At 71.5% G+C, this 24642-nt stretch carries 21 protein-coding genes; 15 read left to right on the plus strand and 6 right to left on the minus strand.

Annotated features, from left to right (window positions below):
* Positions 1-173: 173 nt before the first annotated feature.
* The gene (gene pgfA / locus ACZ4MU_RS08290) at positions 174-1178 is read left to right on the plus strand and encodes a cell envelope lipid trafficking protein PgfA (RefSeq protein WP_467872577.1); all 1005 of its coding nucleotides are present in this window, start codon (positions 174-176) and stop codon (positions 1176-1178) included.
* A gap of 363 nt (positions 1179-1541) precedes the next feature.
* Positions 1542-2879, plus strand: coding sequence for a (2,3-dihydroxybenzoyl)adenylate synthase (locus tag ACZ4MU_RS08295; protein WP_467872579.1), 1338 nt, complete (start codon positions 1542-1544; stop codon positions 2877-2879).
* Positions 2880-2925: 46 nt separating this feature from the next.
* Here the strand turns inward: ACZ4MU_RS08295 and ACZ4MU_RS08300 are convergent, their stop codons facing one another.
* On the minus strand, positions 2926-3573 hold the full coding sequence (locus ACZ4MU_RS08300) for a class I SAM-dependent DNA methyltransferase (protein ID WP_467872582.1): 648 nt from the start codon (positions 3571-3573) through the stop codon (positions 2926-2928).
* A gap of 270 nt (positions 3574-3843) precedes the next feature.
* Between ACZ4MU_RS08300 and ACZ4MU_RS08305 the strand changes: the two genes are divergently transcribed.
* Positions 3844-5634, plus strand: coding sequence for a sugar-binding protein (locus ACZ4MU_RS08305; RefSeq protein WP_467872584.1), 1791 nt, complete (start codon positions 3844-3846; stop codon positions 5632-5634).
* A 92-nt stretch (positions 5635-5726) separates the two neighbouring features.
* Positions 5727-6767, plus strand: coding sequence for a vWA domain-containing protein (locus tag ACZ4MU_RS08310; protein ID WP_467872586.1), 1041 nt, complete (start codon positions 5727-5729; stop codon positions 6765-6767).
* Between the two features lie 80 nt (positions 6768-6847).
* On the opposite strand, the gene ACZ4MU_RS08315 is transcribed toward ACZ4MU_RS08310, so the two are convergent.
* Together ACZ4MU_RS08315 and ACZ4MU_RS08320 are read right to left on the minus strand one after the other, a co-directional pair.
* Positions 6848-7507 (minus strand): anthrone oxygenase family protein, encoded by a 660-nt coding sequence (locus tag ACZ4MU_RS08315; RefSeq protein ID WP_467872589.1) that lies wholly within the window; start codon positions 7505-7507, stop codon positions 6848-6850.
* Between the two features lie 227 nt (positions 7508-7734).
* Positions 7735-9873, minus strand: a complete 2139-nt coding sequence (locus ACZ4MU_RS08320) for a M4 family metallopeptidase (RefSeq protein ID WP_467872591.1) — start codon at positions 9871-9873, stop codon at positions 7735-7737.
* A 283-nt stretch (positions 9874-10156) separates the two neighbouring features.
* Between ACZ4MU_RS08320 and ACZ4MU_RS08325 the strand changes: the two genes are divergently transcribed.
* From ACZ4MU_RS08325 to ACZ4MU_RS08350, 6 genes are all read left to right on the plus strand, one after another.
* Positions 10157-11089: a hypothetical protein gene (locus tag ACZ4MU_RS08325; protein WP_365102194.1), complete on the plus strand. Its 933-nt coding sequence runs from the start codon at positions 10157-10159 to the stop codon at positions 11087-11089.
* A 237-nt stretch (positions 11090-11326) separates the two neighbouring features.
* Positions 11327-12133, plus strand: coding sequence for a VOC family protein (locus tag ACZ4MU_RS08330; protein WP_467872593.1), 807 nt, complete (start codon positions 11327-11329; stop codon positions 12131-12133).
* A 169-nt stretch (positions 12134-12302) separates the two neighbouring features.
* Entirely contained in the window at positions 12303-12497 is a 195-nt protein-coding gene (locus ACZ4MU_RS08335; protein WP_467872595.1) for a hypothetical protein, read from the plus strand.
* Positions 12498-12561: 64 nt separating this feature from the next.
* Positions 12562-13122, plus strand: coding sequence for a CGNR zinc finger domain-containing protein (locus ACZ4MU_RS08340; protein ID WP_467872597.1), 561 nt, complete (start codon positions 12562-12564; stop codon positions 13120-13122).
* 404 nt (positions 13123-13526) lie between these two features.
* Positions 13527-16052, plus strand: coding sequence for a collagenase (locus ACZ4MU_RS08345; protein WP_467872599.1), 2526 nt, complete (start codon positions 13527-13529; stop codon positions 16050-16052).
* 268 nt (positions 16053-16320) lie between these two features.
* Complete coding sequence (locus tag ACZ4MU_RS08350) at positions 16321-16737, plus strand: hypothetical protein (RefSeq protein WP_467872601.1); 417 nt, start codon at positions 16321-16323, stop codon at positions 16735-16737.
* A 129-nt stretch (positions 16738-16866) separates the two neighbouring features.
* Here ACZ4MU_RS08350 and ACZ4MU_RS08355 read toward each other — a convergent pair whose 3' ends face one another.
* The gene (locus tag ACZ4MU_RS08355) at positions 16867-17091 is read right to left on the minus strand and encodes a hypothetical protein (RefSeq protein ID WP_467872603.1); all 225 of its coding nucleotides are present in this window, start codon (positions 17089-17091) and stop codon (positions 16867-16869) included.
* A 162-nt stretch (positions 17092-17253) separates the two neighbouring features.
* Here ACZ4MU_RS08355 and ACZ4MU_RS08360 point away from each other — a divergent pair, with 162 nt between their 5' ends.
* Together ACZ4MU_RS08360 and ACZ4MU_RS08365 are read left to right on the plus strand one after the other, a co-directional pair.
* Positions 17254-17484 carry a hypothetical protein gene (locus ACZ4MU_RS08360; protein WP_467872606.1) on the plus strand — a complete coding sequence of 77 codons (231 nt, stop codon included), beginning with the start codon at positions 17254-17256 and terminating at the stop codon, positions 17482-17484.
* Positions 17485-17633: 149 nt separating this feature from the next.
* Positions 17634-18374 carry a VOC family protein gene (locus ACZ4MU_RS08365; protein WP_467872608.1) on the plus strand — a complete coding sequence of 247 codons (741 nt, stop codon included), beginning with the start codon at positions 17634-17636 and terminating at the stop codon, positions 18372-18374.
* 173 nt (positions 18375-18547) lie between these two features.
* On the opposite strand, the gene ACZ4MU_RS08370 is transcribed toward ACZ4MU_RS08365, so the two are convergent.
* On the minus strand, positions 18548-19447 hold the full coding sequence (locus ACZ4MU_RS08370; RefSeq protein ID WP_467872610.1) for an NAD-dependent protein deacetylase: 900 nt from the start codon (positions 19445-19447) through the stop codon (positions 18548-18550).
* Between the two features lie 181 nt (positions 19448-19628).
* Here ACZ4MU_RS08370 and ACZ4MU_RS08375 point away from each other — a divergent pair, with 181 nt between their 5' ends.
* Entirely contained in the window at positions 19629-20174 is a 546-nt protein-coding gene (locus ACZ4MU_RS08375) for a GNAT family N-acetyltransferase (RefSeq protein WP_467873578.1), read from the plus strand.
* Positions 20175-20198: 24 nt separating this feature from the next.
* On the opposite strand, the gene ACZ4MU_RS08380 is transcribed toward ACZ4MU_RS08375, so the two are convergent.
* Positions 20199-21512, minus strand: a complete 1314-nt coding sequence (locus tag ACZ4MU_RS08380; protein ID WP_467872612.1) for an MFS transporter — start codon at positions 21510-21512, stop codon at positions 20199-20201.
* 189 nt (positions 21513-21701) lie between these two features.
* On the opposite strand from ACZ4MU_RS08380, the gene ACZ4MU_RS08385 reads away from it, so the two are divergent.
* Both ACZ4MU_RS08385 and lanL read left to right on the plus strand, forming a co-directional pair.
* On the plus strand, positions 21702-21863 hold the full coding sequence (locus tag ACZ4MU_RS08385; protein ID WP_467872614.1) for an SflA family class IV lanthipeptide: 162 nt from the start codon (positions 21702-21704) through the stop codon (positions 21861-21863).
* Positions 21864-21876: 13 nt separating this feature from the next.
* Positions 21877-24639 (plus strand): class IV lanthionine synthetase LanL, encoded by a 2763-nt coding sequence (gene lanL, locus ACZ4MU_RS08390; RefSeq protein WP_467872616.1) that lies wholly within the window; start codon positions 21877-21879, stop codon positions 24637-24639.
* Positions 24640-24642 lie beyond the last annotated feature (3 nt).

The raw sequence follows: 24642 nt of genomic DNA on the forward strand, positions 1-24642 counted from the left end.
CAACTGGCGGCGCACCATCCCGGTTCGACAACTGCCAAGCATGAGCCCGCCATTGACACCGCGTCAAGAACGGCTCTACGTTTCCCCGCCCCGAGGTCGCCGTCCTCGGCAACCCCTCGGTGAACGCGCACCGCACACCGGCGATCCCCCTCACGCCCCCCGGAGGCACACCCATGCGCCGACTCCCCTCACGTCCGGCACTCGCGCTCCTCGCGGCAGGTGTCTTCCTGCTGACCCTGGCGCCCCTGCTCGCCTGGTACGTCACACCCCATGCCAAACGCACCCCCATCGACGTGCACACCACCACCGTCTCCACCGGCAGGGGAAGCTACTTCGACGCCGGTTCGCTCGCCGTCCGTCACGGCCAGACGATCACCATCACCCGGCATGTCCTGGGAAACGTCGCCGAGAGCGAGCGCAGCGGCCGTGCGGTCTGGGACATCTCGACGACGGTCGACACCCCGCGCACGCTGCCCCTGGCGGACCCGCGCAAGTCGCTCCAGTGGAGCACCGAGCGCTGGGTCACCGACCGCCGCACCAACACCCCCGTGCACTGCTGCGCCGAGTCACGGCCGCACCACGAGGGCGACGCCTACCTGAAGTTCCCCTTCGACCTGCGCAAAGGCACCTACCGTTGGTGGGACGCCACCCTGGCCGCCGCCATACCCCTGCACTATGCCGGCACCCGCCAGATCCTCGGCCACGAGGGCTACCGCTACACCGGTACCGTGGCCCCCACCCGGGTCGGAACGCGGCCGGTGCCGGCCATGGTGGTAGGACGCCCGGGCCCCCGGCCGGTCCAGGCCGAGCAGTGGTACGCCAACCCGGACATCGACCTGGTCGTCGACCGGCGCACCGGCCGTGTACTGGACGCCTCGACCTCGCCCAGGGTGACGCTGCGCCGCCCCGGGGAGACCTCCGACGCGATGACCCTCCTGCGGGGCGACGGGCTGGAATTCACCCGGGCCACCCAGCGGCAGCAGGTGGACCTGGCGCGGAAGGACGGCCGCAAGCTGCTCCTCCTCGGCACCGTCCTGCCGCTGACCGCCGGTGGCGCGGGCGCCGTCCTCGCCGTGGCGGGCGCGGGCCTGACGGCACTGCGGTGGCGCAATCCGCGCCGGTTGGCGGAAGGTGCTGACCCCTCGGCCGCACACGGGCCTGATGTGTCATCCCGGTGAGTAGCCGGCCGGCGGACGACCGCTGACACTGGCACTCCGTACCTCACCCAGCACGCACACCCCGGCCCGGCACCCCCCTGCATCCCCGACCCCGTACCTCCCACATCCCCGACCCCCGTCTCCCTTCGACGACGTACCCGTCCAGAACACCGGCGCCGACCACTCTCCCGGTCAGCGCCGGTGTTCAGCTCCCTGGTCAGCGCCACGCATTGGACTTTCCGCCATGGACCTTCAACCTCCATGGTCGGGAAGACACCTTGCGTACGGCCGGGTTGGCGCTTTGGATGGCCAGGTCAGGACCGCGGGTCCGCTCCCCGCGACCCGCACCGCTTCCTGTCCAGGAACCGACGCGGAAGGAGGCGCATGGCAACCATGCTCGACGGGTGCACGCCCTGGCCCGAGGAGTTCGTCGACCGCTACTGGCGGGCCGGCCACTGGCGCGGTGACACGCTCGACACGCTGCTGCGCGGTAGCGCCCTGGAATACGGGCAGCGCACCGCGCTCGTCCATGGCGCCACCCGCTTCACGTACGCGCAGCTGAACCGGCGGGTGGACCGGATGGCCGCCGGATTCCGGCTGCGGGGACTGCGGCCCGGACAGCGGGTCGTCGTCCAACTGCCGAACGTGCCCGAGTGCGTCAGCACGGTGTTCGCCCTGGTGCGGGCGGGCGCCGTTCCGGTGCTCTGCCCTGTCGCGCACCGAGCACCCGAGGTGTCCCACGTCGCCCGGGCCACCCAGGCGGTCGGGTACGTGGGCCCCTCGACTTACCGGGGCTTCGACCACACGGCGATGGCCGCGGACATCGCTGCCCAAGGTCCTTTCCTGCGGCGAGTTTTCACCTTCGAGGCACCGGGCACCTCGTCCCCGTACGGCGGTATGAGGACAGATCCGTCGGGCTGCCACTACTGGCCGCTGGCCTCCGTCGACGCACCGCCCGAGCCCGTGCTCGCGCAGAGCGCCGACCAGGTGGCGTTCCTCCTCGTCTCCCCGGACACCACCACGGCCCCGGAGATCATTCCGCGGACCCACAACGACTACGTCTACCAGGCGCGGGCCACCGCGGAGCTGGTGTCGCTCACCCAGGACGACGTGTATCTCGCCGTGCTGCCCGCCGCATCCACCTTGACGCTCGGCTGCCCCGGCATCATCGGCACCCTTCGCGTCGGTGGCACCGCGGTCCTGGCCGAGGACCAGGGGCCCGCCGCCTGCTTGCCGCTCATCGCTCAAGAACGGGTGACCCTCACCTCGGTGGACCCTGCCACCGCCCACCTGTGGCTCGACGCCCTTCCCAGCGCCGACGCGGACCTGAGCAGTCTGCGGCTCGTACAGATCGGCGACGCGCCCCTGCCCAGGGCCACCGCCGCACGGATCGGCCCCGAACTGGGCTGCCGTCTCCAGCAGGTCTTCGCCATGGCGGAGGGCCCGCTCACCCTCACCCGGCCCGCGGATGCTCAGGAGACCGTACTCACCACACAGGGCCGTCCGCTCTCACCCGACGACGAGATCCGTCTCGTCGGCGCCGACGGCGGGGAGGTACCGGACGGGGAGCCGGGCGAACTCCTCGCACGCGGCCCGTCCACCCTCCGGGGCTACTACCGTGCACCCGGCCACAATGCCCGCTTCTTCACCCCCGACGGCTACTTCCGCACCGGCGTCCTCGCACGGCGCACCCCGGACGGCGACCTGGTGATGACGAGGTGAACGTGCGCTACTCGAACCGCTGACCCCGCCCGTCGCCTCCGCTGCGCTACACCTTGTGCGCGAGGAGCTGGACCTCCTGGAACTGCCGCTTGTCAGTGGGCTTGGGTTCCATCACCAGACGGGCCGACTCGACCAGCCCCTGGTCGCCCAGGAGCCCGGCGAGGCGGTCGGGGGACCAACGGTAGGCCGTGGCCACGGTGTGGTCGTACGCCTGCGTCTGCTGCTGCGGGCCCTCCGTGGCGGGGAACGCGATCAGCACGTGCCCGCCGGGCGCCAGGACCCGGGCGATCTCGGCGAAGACGGCGGGCAGCTCCCGCGGCGGGGTGTGGATGATGGACCACCGCGCGAGCACACCGTCGAGCGCGCCGTCCCCGACGTCCAGTGCGGCCATCGAGCCGATCTCGAACCGCAGCCCGGGATGGGCCGCGCGAGCGAGCTCGACCATCACCGGGGAGGCGTCGACACCGAAGGCGCTGAGCCCCAGCTCGTGCAGATGAGCCGTGACATGGCCGGGCCCGCACCCGAGGTCCGCGACCCGGCCCTCCCCGTCCGTCCGCGCCAGCTCCGCGAAGGCACTGAGGAGAGCGCGCTCCAGGGGGCGGTCGCGCAGGGAGTCGTGGAACAGTTCCGCGTAGGTGGGGGCGATGGCGTCGTAGGCCTCGCGGGTGGCGTGCAAGGTGTCGGGTCCGGTCACCCGACGACGGTAACGGGCGGAGCGCCGAGCCTTCTACGCGGCCTGCGCCGGCGGACGGTCACGCGCACGGATCCGGCCGATTCCCGACGCGTACGGAACTCCTCCCCGCCCTACGGGAAGAGGCAGCCGCCGTCCGGCAGGCTGGCCGGACACATGCGGTCGTCGGTGACAGGCGATGCCGACCGCCGCACACTGAGCGGGAAGAAAGGGGCTGCCGTGCCGCGATCGAGGCTCCGACAGGTGCTGTGGGTGGCGTGTACGGCCCTCGGGTTGGCCGCAAGCATGCTGCCCCTGGGCGCGGACGCGGCGGGAGCGGTTCCGGCGTCGGCCGCCATCGCCTCCGGCAGGACGGGTCCGGCGCACACCGATGTCCTGTTCGTCGGAGCCCACCCGGATGACGAGTCCTCGCTGCTGGCCACTTTCGGACAATGGCGGGAGCGGCGCGGGCTCAGCACGGGAGTGGTCACCATCACCCGGGGCGAGGGCGGGGGGAACGCCGTCGGCACCGAGGAGGGGGCCGCCCTCGGCATGATCCGTGAGGACGAGGAGCGCAGGGCGGTACGCAAAGCCGGTATCCGCAACGTCTTCTATCTCGACAAGCCCGACTTCTGGTACACGCTGTCCGCCCCGCTGACCGCCACCGTCTGGAACCCGTCGCCGCGACCGCCCACGGACACCCTCGCGCGGCTCGTCCGGCTGATCCGGGCCACCACTCCGCGGGAGGTGGTGGTCATGGACCCGCGTCCGTTCCGCCAGCACGGTGGCCACCAGGAGGCGGCGCGTCTCGCCGTCGAGGCGTTCCGTATCGCCGGTGACCCGAAGGCCTTCCCCGAGCAGATCCGCCGGGAGAAGTACCGGGCCTGGAAGCCGTCCCGCCTGCTCGCCCAGAACAGCGGCTACCAGGGGCCGGTGGGGGAGCGGTGTGCCCGGCACCCGGTGCGCGACCCGCACACCGGTCTTCCCGTCATCGGCGTGTGGACAGGGACCACCTCTCGTCGGCACCCCGGCAGGACGTGGGCCCAGATCGAGCGGGACGCCGCCCGCGAGTACGTCACCCAGGGGTTCGCCTCCCTGCCGCCGACGGTCGAGACCCCCCGGCGCGAACTGCCCTGCGAGTGGCTGACCGTCCTGGCCGACAGCCGCGCACCGCAGAGCCCCGTCACCCGTGACCAGCCCGGTCTGCGCCCGCTGTATGCCGACTTCCGCGCCTGGGCGCGGCGGATGCGGATGCCGTGGCTCGCCAACGACGCCCAGCCCGCCTACCCGGCCACCCCGTCCACCAGCGCGCCCGTACCGGCCCGGGCTCCCGTGGTGGACGGCAGGTCGGGCCCGGGCGAGTACCCCGGCCCGGCGTCGGGGCTCACCCAGTGGGAGGGCGAGCGGTGCGCCGACGAGCGGGACTGCGCGGCAGACGTCCGCTTCTCGCGGTGGTCCGACGACCTGTACGTGCTGATCCGCGTCACGGACGACGTGAAGGGCTACGCCCTGGACGCCGTGAACGACTGCAAACGCCACTGGCGCACCGACGCCGTCGAGATCGCCCTCGACCCGCGGGGCAACGCCGACGACACCTCGGCCACCTTCAAGACCGGCATCCTGCCTTTCACCCGGGGCGGCAGGGGCCCCTGCGCGGAGCGCGACGCGGACAACCACCAGGGACCCGCGCGCAGCACCGCCCCCGGCATGGCCGTCGCCTCCTCGGTGACCGGCCCGTACCGGGGCTACACGGTCGAGGTCAGGATTCCGCTCGCCGGCCTGCCCGCCCCCGTCGATCCCGAGCACCTCGCCGTCAACGTCCTCCTCTACGACTCCGACAGCGGGGACCGGACCGGCCAGACGCGCCTTGCCCGGTCCCCCTTCGGCAGCGCCCAGGCCGACCCCTATGTCTGGGGCACCCTGCGCCTGCCCGGCTACGTCCCGCCGCCGGACCACCCGGCACAGCCCGCCCGGATCCCCCAGGAGGCGGCCCGCAGTGTGGACTCCCGGGCATCCGTGGAACAGGCCCGACGCACCGGCGTCCCCCTCGCCGCAGGCCCCCGCCACCCGGGCCGAGCCGGCTGAGGAGCGACGCGGCGGGAGCCGGACCAAGATCGATTGTCAGTGGTGGGTGGGAGGATCGACGTATCGAATCCGAGAAAGAGGGGGGACTCGTCATGTCCGGAAACCAGAACTACATCAACCACGTCGCTCTCGTGCTGGATGCCAGCTCGTCCATGTCGCACCTGAGCGGCAAGGTCGTCGAGGTCGCCGACCAGCAGATCGCTTATCTGGCGCGCCGGTCGAGGGAGTTGGAGCAGGAGACCCGCGTCACGGTGTACGTGTTCGCGGACACGGTCGAGTGTGTCATCTACGACAAGGACGTGCTGCGGATGCCGTCCCTGAAGCAGTTGTACCGGGTGGGCGGGATGACGGCCCTGCTGGCGGCCGCTCTGAAGTCGCAGCGGGAGCTCGCGCAGACAGCGCAACTGTACGGCGACCACAGCTTCCTGACGTTCGTCCTGACCGACGGACAGGAGAACGCGAGCCATCGCGGCCCCGACGCCCCCAGCCAGGACCCGCGCGCCCTGGTGAAGGCCGTCGCCGAGATGATGCGGACGCAGCTGGACAACTGGACACTGGCCGTTCTGGTGCCGGACCAGATGGGCAAGCGCGAGGCCATGCAGTGCGGCTTCCCCAAGGACAACATCGCCATCTGGGACGCCACCAGCACCCGGGGCCTGGAGGAGGCCGGGCAGGTCATCCAGCAGGCCACCGAGAACTTCATGGTGGGCCGGGCCCAGGGCATCCGGGGTTCGCGGGCGGTGTTCTCCACGGGCGCCGACGCGGTCAACAAGGACACCATCGAGGCGGCAGGTCTCGCACCGGTGGACCCGTCCACGTACCAGCTGATCCCGGTGGCGCGCGAGGCGGCGATACGTGACTGGGTCGTCGAGTGCGGACACACCTACCGTACGGGTGGCGCGTTCTACCAGCTGAGCAAGTCGGAGAAGATCCAGGCGCGCAAGCAGATAGCGGTGCTGGAGAAGAAGACGGACCGGGTGTACACGGGGCCCCAGGCCCGCGCCCTGCTCGGTCTTCCGGACGCGGAGGCCCGCGTGAAGCCCGACCACAACGACGACTTCACCATCTTCGTCCAGAGCACCAGTGTGAACCGCAAGCTCGTGCCCAACACGCGGCTGCTGCTGATGATCTGACGCCCGGAAGGCTCCCGCACCCGCGCCCCCCGCCTGATTGCCGGACTGCCCGAGCTCCACCGGAGTGCGGGCAGTCGCGGTCAGCCGCCGGAGCCCCATAGCTGCGGGAAGCCGTCGCGGGTGACGGGTCGGCCCGTGGCGCGGCCGTGCAGCAGCAGGGCGCGCACGATGCCGCTCAGGGCGCCGAGGCACAGAAGGGTCCGGAAGATGTTGGCCGTCTCCCAGGTGCCCTTGAAGTCCTCGATGACGGCGTAGTCGGTGGAGGGCCCGGGGCGGCCCAGGCCGGCCAGCCGGTTGTTGAGAGGGATGTTGACCCCGACGGTCAGGGCGAGCACGGCCAGATAGCAGAGCGTCGCCGCCAGGAGCCACCACCCCATCGCCCGTTGCCCCTTGCGGAAGGCGCGGAACGCCGCCCACGCGGTGACGACCAGTGCGCCGAGGAAGACCAGGACGAACGGAGCGCTGCCGTCGATGACGGCGTTGATGTTCCCCATGGCCGTGGCGTACGTACGGTCGTCGCCTCGCGCCAGGCCCGGCATCACGGAGACATCGAAGGCGAAGAAGAGCCCCGCCATCAGGCCCATCGCGACGGCGGCCGCGCCCAGAAGCAGCCCCGTCAGCCGATCCCGGCCGCCCCGGGAGGGGTGTGCGGGGTTCTCGGGGGAGCGGGGCCGGGTGGACGGCTGACCGGCCGGTCCCCGTACGGACCCACCGCCGGACGCACCAGTGCCGGCAGACATCTCCGGATGACTCATCAAACCCTCCGCGTGCATTCACGTGACGCTCCGACCGTGTGACCCGTAGGACCGGGTGACGTGGTCATCTCATCGCGCAGGACCCGTACGCGACCATGGTCCGGACGCTCGGCCGCATACGCGAGTCTCGCAACACGAAACGGCCCGGACGGGGCGTTGGGGGCATCCCGTCCGGGCCGTTGATCAGGGCCGGTGCCGTATGGCGTGCCGGATCAGCCGGTGGTGACCGAGGTGTCGTCGATCAGGAAGCTGGTGGCCGCCGAGGAGTCCTCGACGCCCGTGAACTTGATGGTGACCGTCTTGCCCTTGAAGGCGGACAGGTCGAGGGTGCGCTGGACGTAGCCGCTCGGCGTGGTGTTGGAGTACGTCGCCAGGGTGGTCGTCGTGGTGCCGGAGACGACCTGCGCCTTGAGGGTGTCGTACGCGGTGCTGCCGGTCTCCTTGGTGTCGATCGCGAGCCAGAAGGAGAGCTTCGGGGCCGCGGCCGTCGCCGGGATGGTCACCGACTGGGACAGCGTGTCGGTGTGGGCGGAGCCGTAGCCGTCGAGCCAGGCGTAGTACGAGCCGGCGTGGGCGGTGGCGCCGGTGTCGTTGGTGATGGCACCGGAGGTGGCGGACCACTTCGTCGCGCCCGACTCGAAGCCGGGGTTGAGCAGCAGGTTGGAGCCGCTCGGCGGCTGCGTGGTTCCCCCGCCGCAGGTGGTGCCCGTGGGGGCGACGGCGACGCCGCTCCAGGCCTTCTCCACGGTGGTGCACTGAGTGCTGCTGGCGCCGTACAGGTCGGTCGCGGCCTTGATGGTCGCGGTACGGGCGTCCGCGTACGTGGAGGCGGCCGTCAGGTACGTGGTGAGCGCGCGGTACCAGATCTTGCCGGCGGCGTCGTTGCCGAGCCCGGTGACCGTACCGCCGTCGCAGGTCGGGCTGTTGCCGTAGCTGGAGGAGCCGGAACCGACCGCCATCAGGTAGAACCAGTGGTTGCCGACGCCCGAGGAGTAGTGCGGGTCCAGGTTCTTGGTGTTGGTGGTCCAGCAGCTCTGGGAGACGCCGTCCTTCTTCGGGTCGTCCATGTACCGCAGCGGCGTGGAGCTGATCTTCTCGCCGATGAGGTAGTCGGGCGTGTCCGCGGGGCTCTTGGCGTTGAACTCGACCAGCGTGCCGAAGATGTCCGAGGTGGACTCGTTCATGCCGCCCGCGTCACCGAAGTAGTTCAGGCCCGCGGTGGCGGCGGTGACGCCGTGGCTCATCTCGTGGCCGGCCACGTCCAGCTCGGTGAACGGCTTCTGGCCGGAGGCACCGTCGCCGTAGATCATGCTGAAGCTGTCGTCGTCCCAGCCCGCGTTGGCGTAGTTGACGCCGTAGTGGACGAAGGAGCGGGCGCCGACACCGTCGTTCTTGATGCCGTTGCGGCCGTGGACGTTCTTGTAGTAGTCCCAGGTGGCCTGGATGCCGTAGTGGGCGTCCACGGCGACCGTGGCGCGGTCGCTGAGGGCGCCGTTGCCCCACACGTTGTCCGTGTCGGTGAAGGCGACGCCCCAGCCGGCCGGCGGCGAGTCGTTGGTGACGGTCTTGTTCTGGGCGTCCCGCGTCTCCCCGTTGCCGCGGGTCGGGTCCTTGAGCTCGTAGCCGCCGGAGACACTGCTCGTGCCGAGCGTCACGTCGCCGACCTGGTAGCCGTGGCCGGTGCCCGAGGCGGCGGCGCCGGCGAGGGCGGAGCTCTGCGGCGCGGTGGCGGTCTGGCCCGGGACCACGGTGCTGTGGAAGGTGTTCCAGGACTTCCCCGCCTTGCCGGTCGTCGCGTCGACCAGCGTGTGGACGTGGCTGGGCGAGCCGTCGGGGGCGGTGCCGTCGACGACGACCTGCCAGGCGAGCGTCGGCGTGGCCGCCGTCGCGTCGACGACGAGGTCGGCCCTGCTGCCCTTCCTGGTGCCCTTGAACTTCGCGACGGCCACGGCCACCGCGCGCTGCTTGTTGATCTTCGGCGTCACCGAGAGCGACAGCGGGGCCTTGAGGGTGAGCGAGGTCGAGCGCAGCTCACCGTTGGGCGCCGAGTGCACGATGACGTCGCCGCCCAGGACCGGGAGGCCCTGGTAGCGCCGGTCCAGGTGGACGTGGCGGGTGCCGTCCTTGTCGACGGTCACGTCGTGCGACAGGAAGGTGTCGTGGGCTCCGGCCCGGGCCACGTGGGGGCTGGCGGCGACCTCGGCGGTGGCATCCCGCAGGGCCTGCGCCTTGCTCACCTTCGGCGAGACGGCTCGGGGGCCCTTGGCGGCGGAGGCGGGGGTGCCCGCACCGGCTATCAGAAGGCCGCTGACCGCGAGGGACAGCGTGCCGACGAACACAGATCGTTTCATGAGGCCGGAGAATGGCGGGATTTGGGTCTCCAGGGCAATGAGATGCCAATACTGTTTAATAAGCATCCCTGTGAAACGGCCATGACAAGTAACGGGCGTGTGTCCCCGCTGTTTCCTGCGCTGATGGGCGGCCGTACGCAAGCCTGACCGAACGGTCGGTGCCCGCCTTCGCGCAACCGGCGCCTTGGTCAAGACTGTTCAGATCGTGACGTGCGTCACCCGGTGTTTGGCTGGAAGTCGCTAGCATGTGATAACCCCGCACGGCATGCAGGACGGATCACCTGTGCCCACTCAAGCCCCCCTGCCCGAACTGGCCGACGCACTGCGCCACGGCCCGTTCGAGACCGCGCTCGACTGTGCGGTGCGCGCCAGCGGCCTCAGTCTGGAACGCATCCAGCACCGGCTCGCGGCCCGGGGGGTCGCCGTCAGCGTGACTACGCTCAGCTACTGGCGGCGCGGCCGGAGCCGCCCGGAACGCCCCCAGTCCCGCCAGGCCGTGCGCCTCCTCGAAGAACTGCTCGGCCTGCCCACCGACTCCCTGGTCTCCCTGCTCGGACCGCAGCGTCCGCGCGGACGCTGGGTCAACCGCGCGCCCCAGACCCTGGACACCGAGCATCTGTGGCAGCAGTACAAGAGCCTGCCCGGCCTGCTCGACGCGATGGGCTCCACCGACGACGGTCTGACCCGGCTCGCCGTGCACGACCGGTACGAGATCGACGAGAACGGCGCCGAGCGACGGCTGACCGTCACCATGGTGCTGCGCGCCGAACGCGAGCGGGTGGACCGGCTGGTGCTGATCAGCCGGGGCGACGACCCGCAGCGCGACCTTCCCGAGATCGTCGGTATCCGTAATGCCCGTAAAGGGCGGGTGCGTTCGGATACTTCCGTCCCGCTGTCCGTCGCGGAGCTGCTCCTCGATCGAGTGCTCACCAAAGGCGAGACCGACGTGATCGAGTACACCTACGCCTTCTCGACCACCGGTGCCCGCACCAGCGAGGTCGGCACCGGCTTCCGCGCGCCCGCCCGGCTCTACACCCTCGAAGTCCAGTTCCACCCCGACGCCGTCCCGGTCCGCTGCCACCGCTACTCGGGCACCACCGCCGGGGGCCCGATGCACCCCGCCGAGCAGGTCTGGATCAGCGCGTCGGGCCGTGCCGCGTTCACGGTCGAGGACCCGGGGCCGGGGTTTCAGGCGATGCGCTGGGAGTGGGAGTAGTCGATGTGCCTCGGCCGGGGGACTGATACGGCTGGTCCGGGGCCTGGTGCCCTCGGCCGGGGCAGCTGATACGGGCTGTTCCGGGGCCCGGTGCGCTTCGGCCGGGGCGCGGCCAGTAGGCCAGGTCCGCCAGCGGTGCTCCATCGCCACCGTTCATCCGTTCGGCTCGGTTGGCGGTTCGGGAGTCGGGTACAGAACGCCCCGTCCGACCCCACCGAACCTCCCCCGGAGGCACCCGTGCCCGACAAAACCGGCCCCTACAAACCCGGCACCCCTTGTTGGGTCGACCTGATGGTCCCCGACCAGCAGGCCACCCTCGACTTCTACTGCGACCTCTTCGGCTGGCAGGGCGAGATCGGCCCACCGGAGACCGGCGGCTACTCGGTGTGCCACCTCAAGGGCAAGCCCGTCGCCGGGATCATGAAGGCGATGAACCCGGACGGCACCGTGCCCGACCCGCTGCCGCCGACCGCGTGGACGACGTATCTGGCCACCGACTCCGTCGACGCCGCACTCAAAGCGGTCACCGACGCCGGCGGCACGGTCGTGATGGGCCCGCAGGACGTCATGGACCTCGGCCGGATGGCCCTCATCACCGACCCGACCGGTGCCGTCGTCGGCCTGTGGCAGGCCGACACGTTCGACGGCGCGGGCATCGTCAACGAGCACGGCGCCCTCATCTGGAACGAACTGAACACCGGCGACACCCGCGCCGCCGCCGACTTCTACAGCGCCGTCCTGCCGCTCGAGGCCGCGCCCACGCAGATGCCCGGCGCCGAGGGGTACGTGGAGTTCAAGGCCGGCGGGCGCGCGATCGGCGGAATGATGGACCTCGCGGCTCTCCCGCCAGGTGTGCGGCCGCACTGGATGCCGTACTTCGGCGTGGACGACGTCGACAGCATCCAGGCTGCCACCGTGCGCGCGGGCGGATCGGTGCTCGCCCCGGCCTTCGACATGGCCGCGGGCCGGATGGCGGTGCTTACGGACCCGCAGGGCGGGGGGTTCGCCGTGATCAAGGCGAGCGCGCCGGAACCACCCGAATAGTCCCGCGGGCTAGCTCGACGAGGGAATCGGGCCAGGATGCGTCACCGGTTTGACCGGTGACGCATCCTGTGTCACAGTCGAGCTTGCCCCGGGGCGCGAACCCCGCGGCTCCGAAGAGTGCCGCCGGATCCGCCGTCTCCACCGCCCTGCAACCGAACGGAGTCCAGTCATGGAGAGCGCACCCGCCACGGACAGCGCCGGGGTGATACGCCGAGCGCGGTTCGGCAGTCTGCCCGATCGGATCCGCCCGGAGGACATGGTCGAGGAGAAGGCGGCCACGCCGAACGACCCGGCACGGTATGCCTTCAACTCCGAGGCTTCCTGGAGGTCCTTCTCCTGCCTCGCCGTCGACCTGGGTCTGTGAGCGTCCGCGGCCCGGCGGTCGGTGAGAGTTGCGGAGGCAGAACGTCACCTGTCAAACTGGTGATGTGAACCTCGATCACGTCTTCGTCTGCGGAAATCCGGCGCTCGACTTCGTCGCCACACTCCGAGCGCGCCGTTCGCTGCGCTTCGAGATGTTCGCCGCCCCCGACAGGCTGAGTGCGTGGTACGTGGAATCCGGCATCGTCGACGCGGTATCCCCCTGCGGAGAGGCCGACGTCGAGGAGGCGATCACCGTACGGGAGGCCATGTATCAGCTGGTCACCGCCCGTAGGCTCGCGGAAGACTACGACGGTGCGGCGCTGACCGTACTCAACAACGCGGCGCGCAAACCGTCGGCCGTGCCCCAGCTGACCCCCGCCGGGCGATGGACGCAGGCAACACCGGAAGAAGCCCTTTCCCTGGTGGCCCGCCATGCCATCGGGCTCCTGAACGGACCGGACGTTCCCCTGCTCAAGGAGTGCGGCAACCCGGAGTGCACCCGTACCTACATCGACCGCTCGCGGGGCATGCGTCGGCAGTGGTGCGGGATGGAGTCCTGCGGCAACAAGATCAAGGCAGCGGCCTACCGAGCCCGCAAGAAGACCACCCCTGCCCCGCCCCACTGACCCGGCGCTCGAAACGGGTCCTGCGGTAGCGGTTCCCCCAGCCCGGCCCTGCCGCTGCCGCACCCTTCCGCAACCAAAAACCCAGCTGCGCCCCCACGACGTGCCCCCCCGTCCCCGGGCGCCACGGGTGCCCCATGGGCGTCCCGGGTATTCCCAACTGCCGCGAATTGCGGGCGCTTTACTCGCGCTCCCTTCCCAAGCCATGTGACATGTGCAATTTTTCTGGCTGCGACCACCGCAAGTCGCGTTCAGGCCAACGGAACAGCACGGCCCGTGGGTCATCCGCGCCTGCGCCGAGACGCCCGTACGTACCGGGCGGCCCGGAGGAGGCCCCCCGGCGGCCCGCGGTACCCCCCCACCGCCGCGCGCGGCAGCGCGGCTTTCACTCCGCTGGGAGGCGGCACGTGAAGACCCCGACATTCAGATCAGGACGAAGTCTCGGCGCCCTGTTCATACTCGCGCTCGCACTGTGTCTGTCGATGGCCGTGCTCACCCCGGCCGGTCACGCCACCGCGCTTCAGCAGCACGGGCCGGCCCCGCGGCCCGCGGCCGGCGCGCGCACCGCTCCGCCGCCGGTCGGGTCGAAGGCGGCCGTGTCCGACCGCGCCGACGAACGCCGTATCCCGCTCAACGCCACGCATCGGCCGCCGCAGAACCCGGTCCCGTCCCGCACCACTCCGTCCACGCCGAGCGGCAAGGAGGGCCTGACCGCAGCCTCCTGCACCCCGGGCGACTTCGGCAGCCGCACCGGATCGGCCCTGGTCACGTTCGTCCAGGCGTCCACCACGGACTGCGTGAACACTCTGTTCGCCCTCACCGGCACCGACGCCCGCAACGCGTTCCGCGAAGCGCAGATGGTCACCATCGCCAACGCGTTCCAGAGCACGGCACGGACCTACCCGGGCGACAACTCCACCCACGTGTGGCAGCTCGTGCTGTTCCTGCGCGCCGGGTATTACGTTCGGTTCAACCACCCCGCGGACGTCGGACCTTACGGCAGCGCCCTCTCCTCGGCGACCGAGGCCGCGCTGGACACCTTCTTCGCGTCCCCGCACTTCATGGACGTCAGCTCCGCCCACGGCGACGTCATGGGTGAGGTCATCATCCTGACGGACAGCGCCGACGCCCAGGCCCGCTATCTGAAGACGTACCAGCGGGTGCTCAACGGCTACAACAGCTCCTACGACGCGTACTGGAGCATGGACACCGCCGTCAACAACGTGTTCACCCCGATCTTCCGCGGCCACTGGAACCCCGCCTTCCTCAGGGCCGTGACCGCCGACCCGAGCCTCATCGACACGCTCGGCGCGTTCGCGCACAACCACCGCGACAAGCTGAACGACACCTGGTTCTACCTCGACTCCAACGCCGGCACCGAAACCGCGCGCTTCCTCGACACCCCGGCGCTCCAGGCCAAGGTGAGGCCGCTGGCCAAAGGGCTCCTCGATGACGCGGCCATCACCGGTGCGACGGCGCCCCTGTGGGTCGGCGTCGCCGCCATGACCGACACCTACGACCGGGCCCAGTGCTCGTACTACGGGACCTGCGACTTCGTCGGCCGGCTCACCGCCGCCGCACTGCCCATCACCTACCGGTGCGACGCCGCCCACACCTTCCGCGCCCAGTCCCTGACCGCCGCGGCCCTCGCCGCGGCCTGCACCAGCCTCCAGGGTCAGGACGCCTACTTCCACAGCATCGTCAAGGACAGCGGGCCCGTCGCCGACGACCACAACACCAACATCGAGATCGTCACGTTCGCCAGCCCCAAGGACTACCGGACCTACTCCGGCTGGATCTTCGGCAACAGCACCGACAACGGCGGAGAGTACCTGGAGGGCAACCCCTCCGACCCGGCCAACCAGGCCCGCTTCCTCTCGTACGTCAAGAGCGTGAACGACGGCTTCCCCGGCGACATCTGGAACCTCAACCACGAGTACACCCACTACCTCGACGGGCGCTACGACATGGCCGGAGACTTCGAGGCGGGAGAGGCCGTGCCGGACATCTGGTGGGTCGAGGGCTTCGCCGAGTACGTCTCGTACAGCTACCGCGGCCTGCCCGACACCGAGGCCATCGCCGACGCCGCCCGGCACACCTACGCGCTGAGCACCCTGTGGGAGAGCACCTACGACAACGCGGACCTGTCCCGCACCTATCCGTGGGGCTATCTGGCCACCCGCTACATGATCGAGAAGCACCCCGCCGATGTGCGGAACATGCTGGCCAGGTTCCGTGCCGGTGACTACACCGGGGGCTACGCGGTTTACCACAGTGGCATCGGCACCCGCTACGACGCCGACTTCACCACCTGGCTCGACGCCTGTGCCGCCGGAGCCTGCGGCAGTACGGGCAACGGCCCCACCGCCGCCTTCGACGCGGCCGTCTCCGGCCTGACCGTGAACCTCACGGACCGCTCCACCGACACCGGCAGCACCATCACCACCCGCTCGTGGAGCTTCGGCGACGGCACCACGTCCACCGCGGCCAACCCGTCGAAGACCTACACCGCCCCCGGCACGTACACGATCGCCCTGACCGTGACCGACGCCAAGGGCCTGACCTCCACCAGCACCAGGCCCGTGACGCTCAGCGGCGCCCTGCCCACCTGCGCCGACGCCGACACCCGCGTCCTCGGCCGCAACTGCTCCCGCTCCGGACGCTCCGCGCAGGCGGGTGACCTGGACTACCTGTACCTGTACATGCCGGCCGGCACCGTCACCCTGCGCATCACCACCGCCGGGGGCACGGGCAACGCCGACCTGTACTACAACCCCACCACCTGGGCGGGACCGTCGGCGTACACCGTCCGCTCGACGAACACGGACACCACCGAAAGCGTCACCGTCACCAACACCACGGCCGGATACCGCTACGTCAGCCTGTACGCGCAGACGGCGTTCAGCGGCGTCACGGTCACCACGGCCTACTGATCCGCCCCAGGAGGCCCCAGGAGGCAGCGACTCGTCCATCAGGGAGTGCCGCGTGTACACACCCTGATGGACGAGTGGGGGGCGCGCGGTGGAGTGGTCGGCGGGGGACGGCGGCGGCCCGGGGGCCAAGGGACGGCTGCCGTCCGGCTGTGACACGCGCAGGATTACACATTCAGGATGAAAAGCATCTCATCAGGTAAGAAGCGAGCGAACAAACCCAACTCGCTGAAGTGTGAGATCTGGGGCTTTTCGACTGAGAGGGATCTCCATGGCCATCACCAAGCCGCACTCCCTGGGCATCGCTGCCGTGGGCGTCGCCAGCGCGGCGTCCATCGTTCTCGCGGGAACCGTCGCCTCTGCCACCACCTCGGCCTCGGCCGGTGCCCCCGCCGCGCGGGCTACGGCCGCGAAGGCCGGTGTCATCACCACCCAGTCCTCGGTGACCTCGGTGAGGGCCTGGCATCTGTTCCGGGTCACCGGCACCGCGACCGGTGTGAAGCCGGGCAGCAAGATGGTCCTCCAGCAGAAGCAGGGCAAGAAGTGGGTCAGCCTGCCCGCCATGACCCCGCTCAAGTCCAAGGGCACCTACTCGCTGGGCGTCATGCTGGGGCTGAAGGGCAAGAACAGCCTGCGCATCGTGAACGGGAACACTGTCTCGCCGGTGTTCACCGTGGGCGTTCGCTGACCTTCTTCCGCCTCGTGCGGTCGTGCCGACGGTCAGTGGAACGCGAACGACGGAAGTGCCCCCGGTCGGCAGCGGTGCCGACCCGGGGGCCCCTCGCCTTCTGGGCTGCCGTGCGGGCTGCCCGTACGGCTACGGCCGCGCCTCCCGTCGCGCGTGTTCACGCAGTGCCATCCGGGCCGCGGGCGACGGCCCCTCCGGCCCCCAGTGCGGGTGGGCGGCGATGAGGACGGAGAGCCGCTGGAGCCTGCGCCGGGCGACCGCCGTCCCGCCCGGGATATCGGTCAGCCGCCGGTACGCGTCGTACCACGCCACCTGGGCCATCACGAGGTCACGGGGGAAGGGGGAGGTTGCCATGCGGGTATTAGACCGCGTGTTCGAATTAGTAGGCAAAAACGCAGGTGGAGGCGTGCGGAGGAAGCGCAGGTGGGTGGGGGAGGCAGGCAGGCCCGCTTCCCCGGCGGCGACGATCTCCGGCTCGGGCCGTGCTGCGCCCCGCACCCTGGAAGACTCGGCCCCGTGAGCACCACGCGCCGCCCCCTGGGCACCGGTCCCCGTACAGCCGACGACGAGCACTCCCGTACCGATGAGCAGTCCCCTACCGACGAGCGCGGCACGGCCGTCGAGCGCGGTGCCGCCGGTGTCCCGCTCCCGCCGTCGAAGCCGAGCCCCTCGCGCGGTGGCCGCCGCCGCTCGCTGGGAAGTGGCCCCGGTACCCCTGTCGACGGTCCGTTCCCGGACCCTGGCTGACCGGGCGCGCCGTGCTGGCGAGCCCTGGCCGGTCGGGCTCGCGGGCGGCGCGGAAATCCGGATGCGGGGGCCGCGCGGCCACCCCTAGGCTGCGGCTCGCGGCGCGGGTGAGGCCGTATCGACCGTCAAGGATCGGAGATGCACGGGGTATGACCAGCCATCTGTCCGCGATCTGCTTCAACGCGACCCGGCCGTCGGACCTCGCGCGGTTCTGGGCCGGGGTCCTGGGCTGGAAGCCGACGGACGAGCCGGGCGAGGGTGTCGCCATCCAGTCTCCCGGCCCGGCCGGGTTCCGCATCCGCTTCCTGCCGGGCCAGGAGCCGAAGATCGGGCAGAACCGGGCGCACTTCGACCTGACGAGCACCTCCCCGGAGGATCAGCGGCAGACGGTTGCCAGGGCGTTGGAGCTGGGCGGAAAGCACATCGATGTGGGTCAACTCCCGGACCACGGCCATGTGGTGCTCGCCGATCCGGACGGCAACGAGTTCTGTGTGATCGAGCCGGGCAACGCGTTCCTCGCAGGCACCGGCGCCATCGGAGCGCTGGCCTGTGACGGGACCCAGGAGGTCGGCTACTTCTGGAGCCGGGCGCTGCGGTGGCCGCTGGTCTGGGACCAGGACGAGGAGACCGCCATCCAGTCGCCGGACGGCGGCACGAAGATCACCTGGGGTGGTCCTCCGGTGGCACCGAAGAAGGGTGCGAACCGGGTGTACTTGGAGCTGACGCTTCCCGTGGACGCCGACTGGCAGGCGGAGGTGGACCGTTTGGCCGCGCTCGGCGCGACCTGCCCCGACGGTGCGGCCGACGCCGCTGCCGGCGGGCCGGACGGTGGCCGGACGCTGATGCTCGACCCCGACGGCAACGAGTTCGCCTTGCTGAGGGCCCGGTAGGGGGTCGGGCATCAGGAGTGGCGAGGCATACGCCGGAACGGAGACCCGCGGCGTGTTCGTCGTGCCGACCGAGAACACGGACGCCGTCTGGTCGCTGGGCAACGGCGAGGCTCAGTACCTCGTCTGAGACCCGGCCCTCCCGACGGCTGCGCCACGTCCCCCCATGGATCGCGTCAGACAGCGGCCGGGTCGTCCACCGGGATGCCCAGGTCCTCGGCGACGGCGGTGAGGGCCGCTCCCAGGGGGAGGGCGACCCGGGTGACCGCGTGCTGGTCCCCGCGCGTCGGGTCCCGGTTGATGATCACGACGGGGGTCCCGGCCTGCGCGGCCTGGCGTACGAAACGCAGCCCGGACATCACGGTCAGCGATGAGCCGAGGACGAGCAGGGAGGTCGCCCCGGCCACCAGCGCGCGGCAGCGCGCGACCCGCTCGGGAGGGACGGTTTCGCCGAAGAACACCACGTCCGGTTTGAGGATGCCGCCGCAGACGGTGCAGGGCACCACGTGAAAGCCCGCGACCTGCTCGTCGGTGAGGTCGGCGTCGCCGTCGGGGTTGATTCCGGCGGCCACCGGCGCGAAGCCCGCGTTGGCCTCCTCCAGCCGCCGCGCGAGCTCGCGGCGTGGGCTGACGTCGCCGCAGGAAAGGCAGACGACACGGTCGAGGCCGCCGTGGAGCTCGACCACGCCCTCGCTGCCCGCGGCCTGGTGCAGCCCGTCGACGTTCTGGGTGATCACACCGCTGAGCAGGCCGTGGCGCCCGAACGCGGCCACGGCGCGGTGCCCGGCGTTGGGCCGCGCGCGGCCGAAGGTGCGCCAGCCGAGGTGGCTGCGTGCCCAGTAGCGGCGCCGGGCCCGGGCGCCGCCGGTGAAATCCTGGTACGTCATCGGCGTGTGCCGGCTGAGGCTTCCGCCCTCGCCCCGGTAGTCGGGGATGCCCGACTCCGTGGAGAGGCCGGCCCCGCTGAGCACCAGTACGCCGCCGGTGCGCAGCGCGTCGGCGACCGGCCCCGGATCGGTGGTGCCGGGCGGGAGGCTGGCGTCGGGGGTCCAGCTCAGCGTGGGTCGCATGCGCATGCCGCCAGCGTACGAAACGGGCGGGGCATCGGCACGCAGCCGTTCTGTCCGGGGGTTGTCCCCGCTGCCCGGGCGCGGAGTGGCCGCCGCGGACGCTGCCCGGGCACCGGTGGCCGCCGCGGACGCGGGCGCTCAGCAGCCCCGGCCGCCCCGCACCCCCGCTCGGTATGCTGCGCCCGTGATGATCGACGGGGTGGCGATGCGTGAGGTCTCACCGGGGGACGCGGCGGGCCTGGCGGAGATGCTGCGGCGCAACCGGGCGGCGATGCGGCCCTTCGAGCCGTACCGGCCGGAGGAGTTCTACACCGAGCACGGTCAGCGCGACAGGATCACCGGACTGCTCGCGGAGCGCGAGGCCGGGCGGCTGCGGCCGTACGTACTGATCGAGACGGCCACCGGTATACCCGTGGGGTCCATCAACCTCGGCAGTATCGCCCTCGGCCCGTTCCGCAGCGGCGGACTGGGTTACTGGGTGGACCAGGCCTGGGCGGGCCGGGGACTGGCGACGGCCGCGGTACGGGAGGTCTGCCGCATCGCCCGCGAGGAACTGGGTCTGCACCGGGTGGAGGCCGCCACCCTGGTCGACAACATCGCCTCGCGGCGCGTACTCGCCAAGGCCGGTTTCGAGGGGTTCGGCACCGCGCCCAAGTACCTGCACATCAACGGCGCTTGGCGCGACCACCACCTCTTCCAGCGGTTGCTGCACGACGACCCGCCCCCTCCCTGACCGCGGTGGAGCGGGGGCGCCCGTTCACTGCGCGCCGGCCGCCCGGGGCGCGCCCCCGTCCACCGGAGCGGCGCGGCCCAGGGTGCGGATCGCCGGGATGGCGAACAGCGCCACGCAACCCGCCAGGCAGGCGCCCGCAGACACCAGCAGCAGCCGCTCCGGAGCGACCAGGGCGGTGGCAGGCCCCGCCAGTATCTGGCCGAGCGCCATACCGGACACCGACCCCGCCTGCTCGTACGCCGTGACGCGGTTGAGCACCACGGGCGGGGTGTGGGTCTGGACACTGGTCGCCCACATCACCGACCAGAACGCCCAGGCGCCGCCGCCCAGGACATGTCCCGCGAGCAGTACGGGCAGGCCGGCGCCGAGCGCCACGCAGAGCGGCAGCGCCGTGTACAGCACCATCGCCGCCGCCCCGGCGGCCAGTGGCCGGGCGGGGCGCAGCCGCAGGGCCAGCAGACCGCCCACGACCGTTCCGGCGCCCAGGGAGGACACCGCCAGGCCGTACGCGTCGGAGCCGTGCCGGGCACTGATCAGTGTCGAGCCGAGTGGTACGAGGGGGCCGAAGAGCAGGACGCCGTAGCCCACCCAGATCAGGATCACCGCCCACATCCAGGTGCGGGCGCGGAACTCCTGCCACCCCTGGTGCAGTTCGCGTCGGAGTGAACGGCCGGTGCGGGCGGGGGAGTCGGGGGCGGCCGGGGTTTTCGCGGGGGCGCCGGACGGGGACAGCGGGACGAGGCCCAGGCACACGGCGCTGAGCAGGAAGGTTCCGGCGTCGATGGTGTACACGGTCCCGGCGCCCGTCAGCGTGATCAGCACACCGGCCAGCGTCGGTCCGAGCAGGTGGGCGAGTGCGTCGGCGACCTTGAGCGTGCCGTTGGCCCGCTGGGGGTCCCGGGCGACGAGCGGAACCATCCCGTTCACCCCGGGCAGGAACATCGCCACGGCCGCACCGGCGAGGGCGGCCATGGACAGCAGCAGCCAGAAGGGCGGCGTCCCGGTGAAGAACGCCGCCGCCAGTGTCCCTTGGGTGAGCACTCTCGCCAGATCCGCGCCGACCATCATCCGGCGCGCGCCGAACCGGTCGGCGAAGACCCCGCCGAACAGGACCAGGAGAACGAACGTCCCGGTCCAGGTGCCCAGGACGTAGCCGACGCCGGACACCCCGTACACCGCGCCGACCGCGAGTGCCGTGGCGACCGGCATCATCGCGTCGCCGACCAGGGAGACGGAGCGGGCGGTGAAGTAGAGCGTGAAGCGCCGGTCCCACAACGCGGGGCGCTCGGTTGCCGGTTCGGCCCGGGTGGTCTGGTTCTGCGTCTGTGCGGTGGTCACCGTCCCTATATTGGACTGGACCAATGGCCTGAATCCAGTGTTCCGAGCGAAGACCTGTTGGGTGAGCCCGTCGATCGCCGTACGTCTCAAGTCCTGCCTCTTGCCCCGCCGTTCGACTTCGGTGAAACTGGCATGCGCTTGACAATCTCTCCACCGAACCTTCCCTTTTTGTGCACAGAAAGGATCGTCATGAGCCCTGTGGCACTGGAGATTCGCGACGCCGGCCCGCTCGACGTGGCCGTGGAGGAAGAAGAGATCGCCTTCGAGGAGCAGACAGACCCCGGCCGCGGCCTCCAGGCGTGTCTGGCGGATCCCTGGGTGACGGCGACGACCCGTTTCGCCTGCGACTAGGCGAGGAGCGCGGGTGGCGGACGGACCGGTGCGGGCCGGTGAGGACGGGTCCGGTACGGCCGCCACCGGCGTGCACGGCACGGGCCCCCGGAGGGCTCGGCGCGGGCAGGCGGCCCCGCTGCCCGACTCGGCTGGATCCGGCCCCGAACAGGGCCTCGACGAGCAGCTCGAAAACCTGTTGGCCGGCCGCGACCGGCGACTCGTCGCCGACGATCAGTGGCTCTATCTGTTCGCGCCCCGCTCGCAGGTGGCCGAACTCCCGGCGCACGGCTGGAAGCTCCACATTTCCGCCCGCGCGGAGGACCTTTCCCAGGTCGCGAAGCTGATCGTCCCGGTGCTGCTGCGCTGTGTCTGCGACGCGAAATTCGCCCGCGACGCGGCGACACTGGGGCTGATGAACAGCGGAGCGCTCGATGCCGCGCTCGTCGGGAAGGCGGTCACGGTCTATCCGCGCCCCCGGGACGCGGCGGCGCTCGGCCATGCGCTGGCGGACCTCCTGGCCGGTCGAACGGGGCCGCGGGTGCTCAGCGACCGGCAGATCCGCTCCGACGCCCCCGTCTACTACCGTTACGGACCGTTCCGGGCCACGGGCGCCGACGACGCCTCCCTCGTCATGACCGGCCCCGGCGGGGAACGCTTCCGGGGGCGCGCGGGCACCCGATACCGCCAACCGCCTTGGGCCGCCGACCCGTTCAGGACCGCCACACCGCCTCCGGCGCGCCCCGCACCCTTGATCGGCGGCCGGTACCGGCTCACCTCGGGCATCGCCCGTTCCCCTCACGGAGACGTCTACCGCGCCGTGGACGACGCCTGTGGCGAGCGCGTGATCGTCAAACAGGCCAGGGCGTACGTCGGCGAGGGCCCGGACGGTGTCGACGCCCGTGGCCGCCTGCGCCACGAACACACCGTGCTGGAGGCGCTGGCGGATGCCGACGGTGTGCCCCTGGTGCGCGACCACCTCCGGCACGGCGACGACGAGTACCTGGTCATCACCGACTGCGGGCCCCGCGACCTCCGCCGCGACGTGCTCGGCCACGGGCCGTACGCCTCCACGACCGCCCCGGCCGACCGGCAAGCCTTCGGCACTCCCGCGGCCGGCCGTGGGATCGGCGCGCTCGCGCGTCGTCTGCTGGCCGTGCTCGAAGCGGTGCACGCCCGGGGTGTCGTGGTGGGCGACCTCAAACCGTCCAACGTGGTGCTTGCCGAGGACGGCACCGCGTACCTCGTGGACTTCGGTGTGAGCGCCCTGCGCGGGGACCGGCCCGCCGGTGCGACACCGGGCTACTCGATGCCGGTGTACCGCCCGGGTGAGCCGCCAGGCCCCGCCGACGATCTGTACGCGCTCGGCGCGACGCTGTACTTCGCGCTGACCGGCATGGACCCGGTGATCGTCGACCGCGACGACGAGGTGAACCGGAACAGGACCCTCGCCTGCCTGGCCGCCATGCTGCCGGGCACGCCGCACCGCCCGGCACGCGAACTCGTCGCCGGACTCCTGGACCCCGACCCGGTACGGCGTGCGGCCCACGCGAAGGGCTGGTCCGGGCAGCGGCCCTCCGCGGCCACCCGTCAGCTGCTCCCCGCACCCCCGAGGATCACCCACGGCCTGCTGGACGACCTGATCGCGCACACGGTCGCGGTCTGCGTGACGGCCACCGCCGAACTGCCCGCGGGGCGGCAACCCCGATCCGGACAACTGCACTTCGGGCTGACTCTGTACGACGGTGCGGCAGGCGTGGGCCTGGAGCTGCTGCACCACCTGGAGCGGGCGGGCGTCACCGAGGCCGTGGCGGACCTCGCCCGGCGCACCGCCCGCCACGCGGCGCTGTCCACGCTGACGGCGTCGCTGTACACCGGCCGAACCGGCGTCGACCTGTTCCTGGACGCGGCTTCTGAACTGGCGGGCAAAGCAGGGGCGTTGAGCGGGCGGCCCGCCTCCCGCCCCTACGACGATTCCGGCGACCAGATCGGTGGCGCGGCGGGCGCCGGGACGGGGCTGCTGGTGCTGGCGCGGCGTGCGTACGCGGCCGGGCGCAGCGAAGAGGGCGACGCCCGCCTGGCGGCCGCGGGGGAGTGCGCCCGCGCCCTGCTCGCCGCGGAGGGCGAACGGGAGCGCCCGCGACCGCAGCGATCGGCGGCGGCGTCCGAGGCGGCCTTCCCCTTCGGCTTCGCCCACGGCCGGGCGGGTGTCCTCCACTTCCTGCACGCCTACCACCGCTTCACCGGCGACCCGGACACCGGCACGGCCGCCCGCGCGGGACTGGCCGAGCTCGCCGGTCACACAACACACTTGCTGGAACGGGCAGCACGTCCCGAGGCCCACCGGCGCTACGGTTCCTGGTGCCGTGGACTCGCCGGGATAGGAACGCTGCTGATCGAGACGGGCGGCCATGAGCGTGACCCGCGCCTGACCGACCTGGGGGTGCGGTGCGCCCGGGCCTGCCGCGACCTCGCTCCCCGTATGAGCCCCGTCTCGCAGTGCTGCGGACTGGCGGGCGTCGGCGAACTGCTCATCGACGCCGCGGCCGCCACCGGCGACGGCACACTCCACCGCGCCGCCGAGGACGTGCTGGCCCTGATCCTGTGCCGCAGCGGCGGCACCCCACGCCGGCCGCTGTTCCCCGACAACACCCTGGCCGCGTCGGGGCCCGGGTGGGCCACCGGCAGCGCGGGCGTCCTGTCCTTCCTGCGCCGCCTGCGCGACCACGGAGGCCCGCGCCTGTGGAGCGACGGCACACCCGTGACCGGGGAGGCCGGGACGCTGTTGTCATCCTGACGA

The organism is Streptomyces sp. NPDC026377 (genome assembly GCF_055567715.1).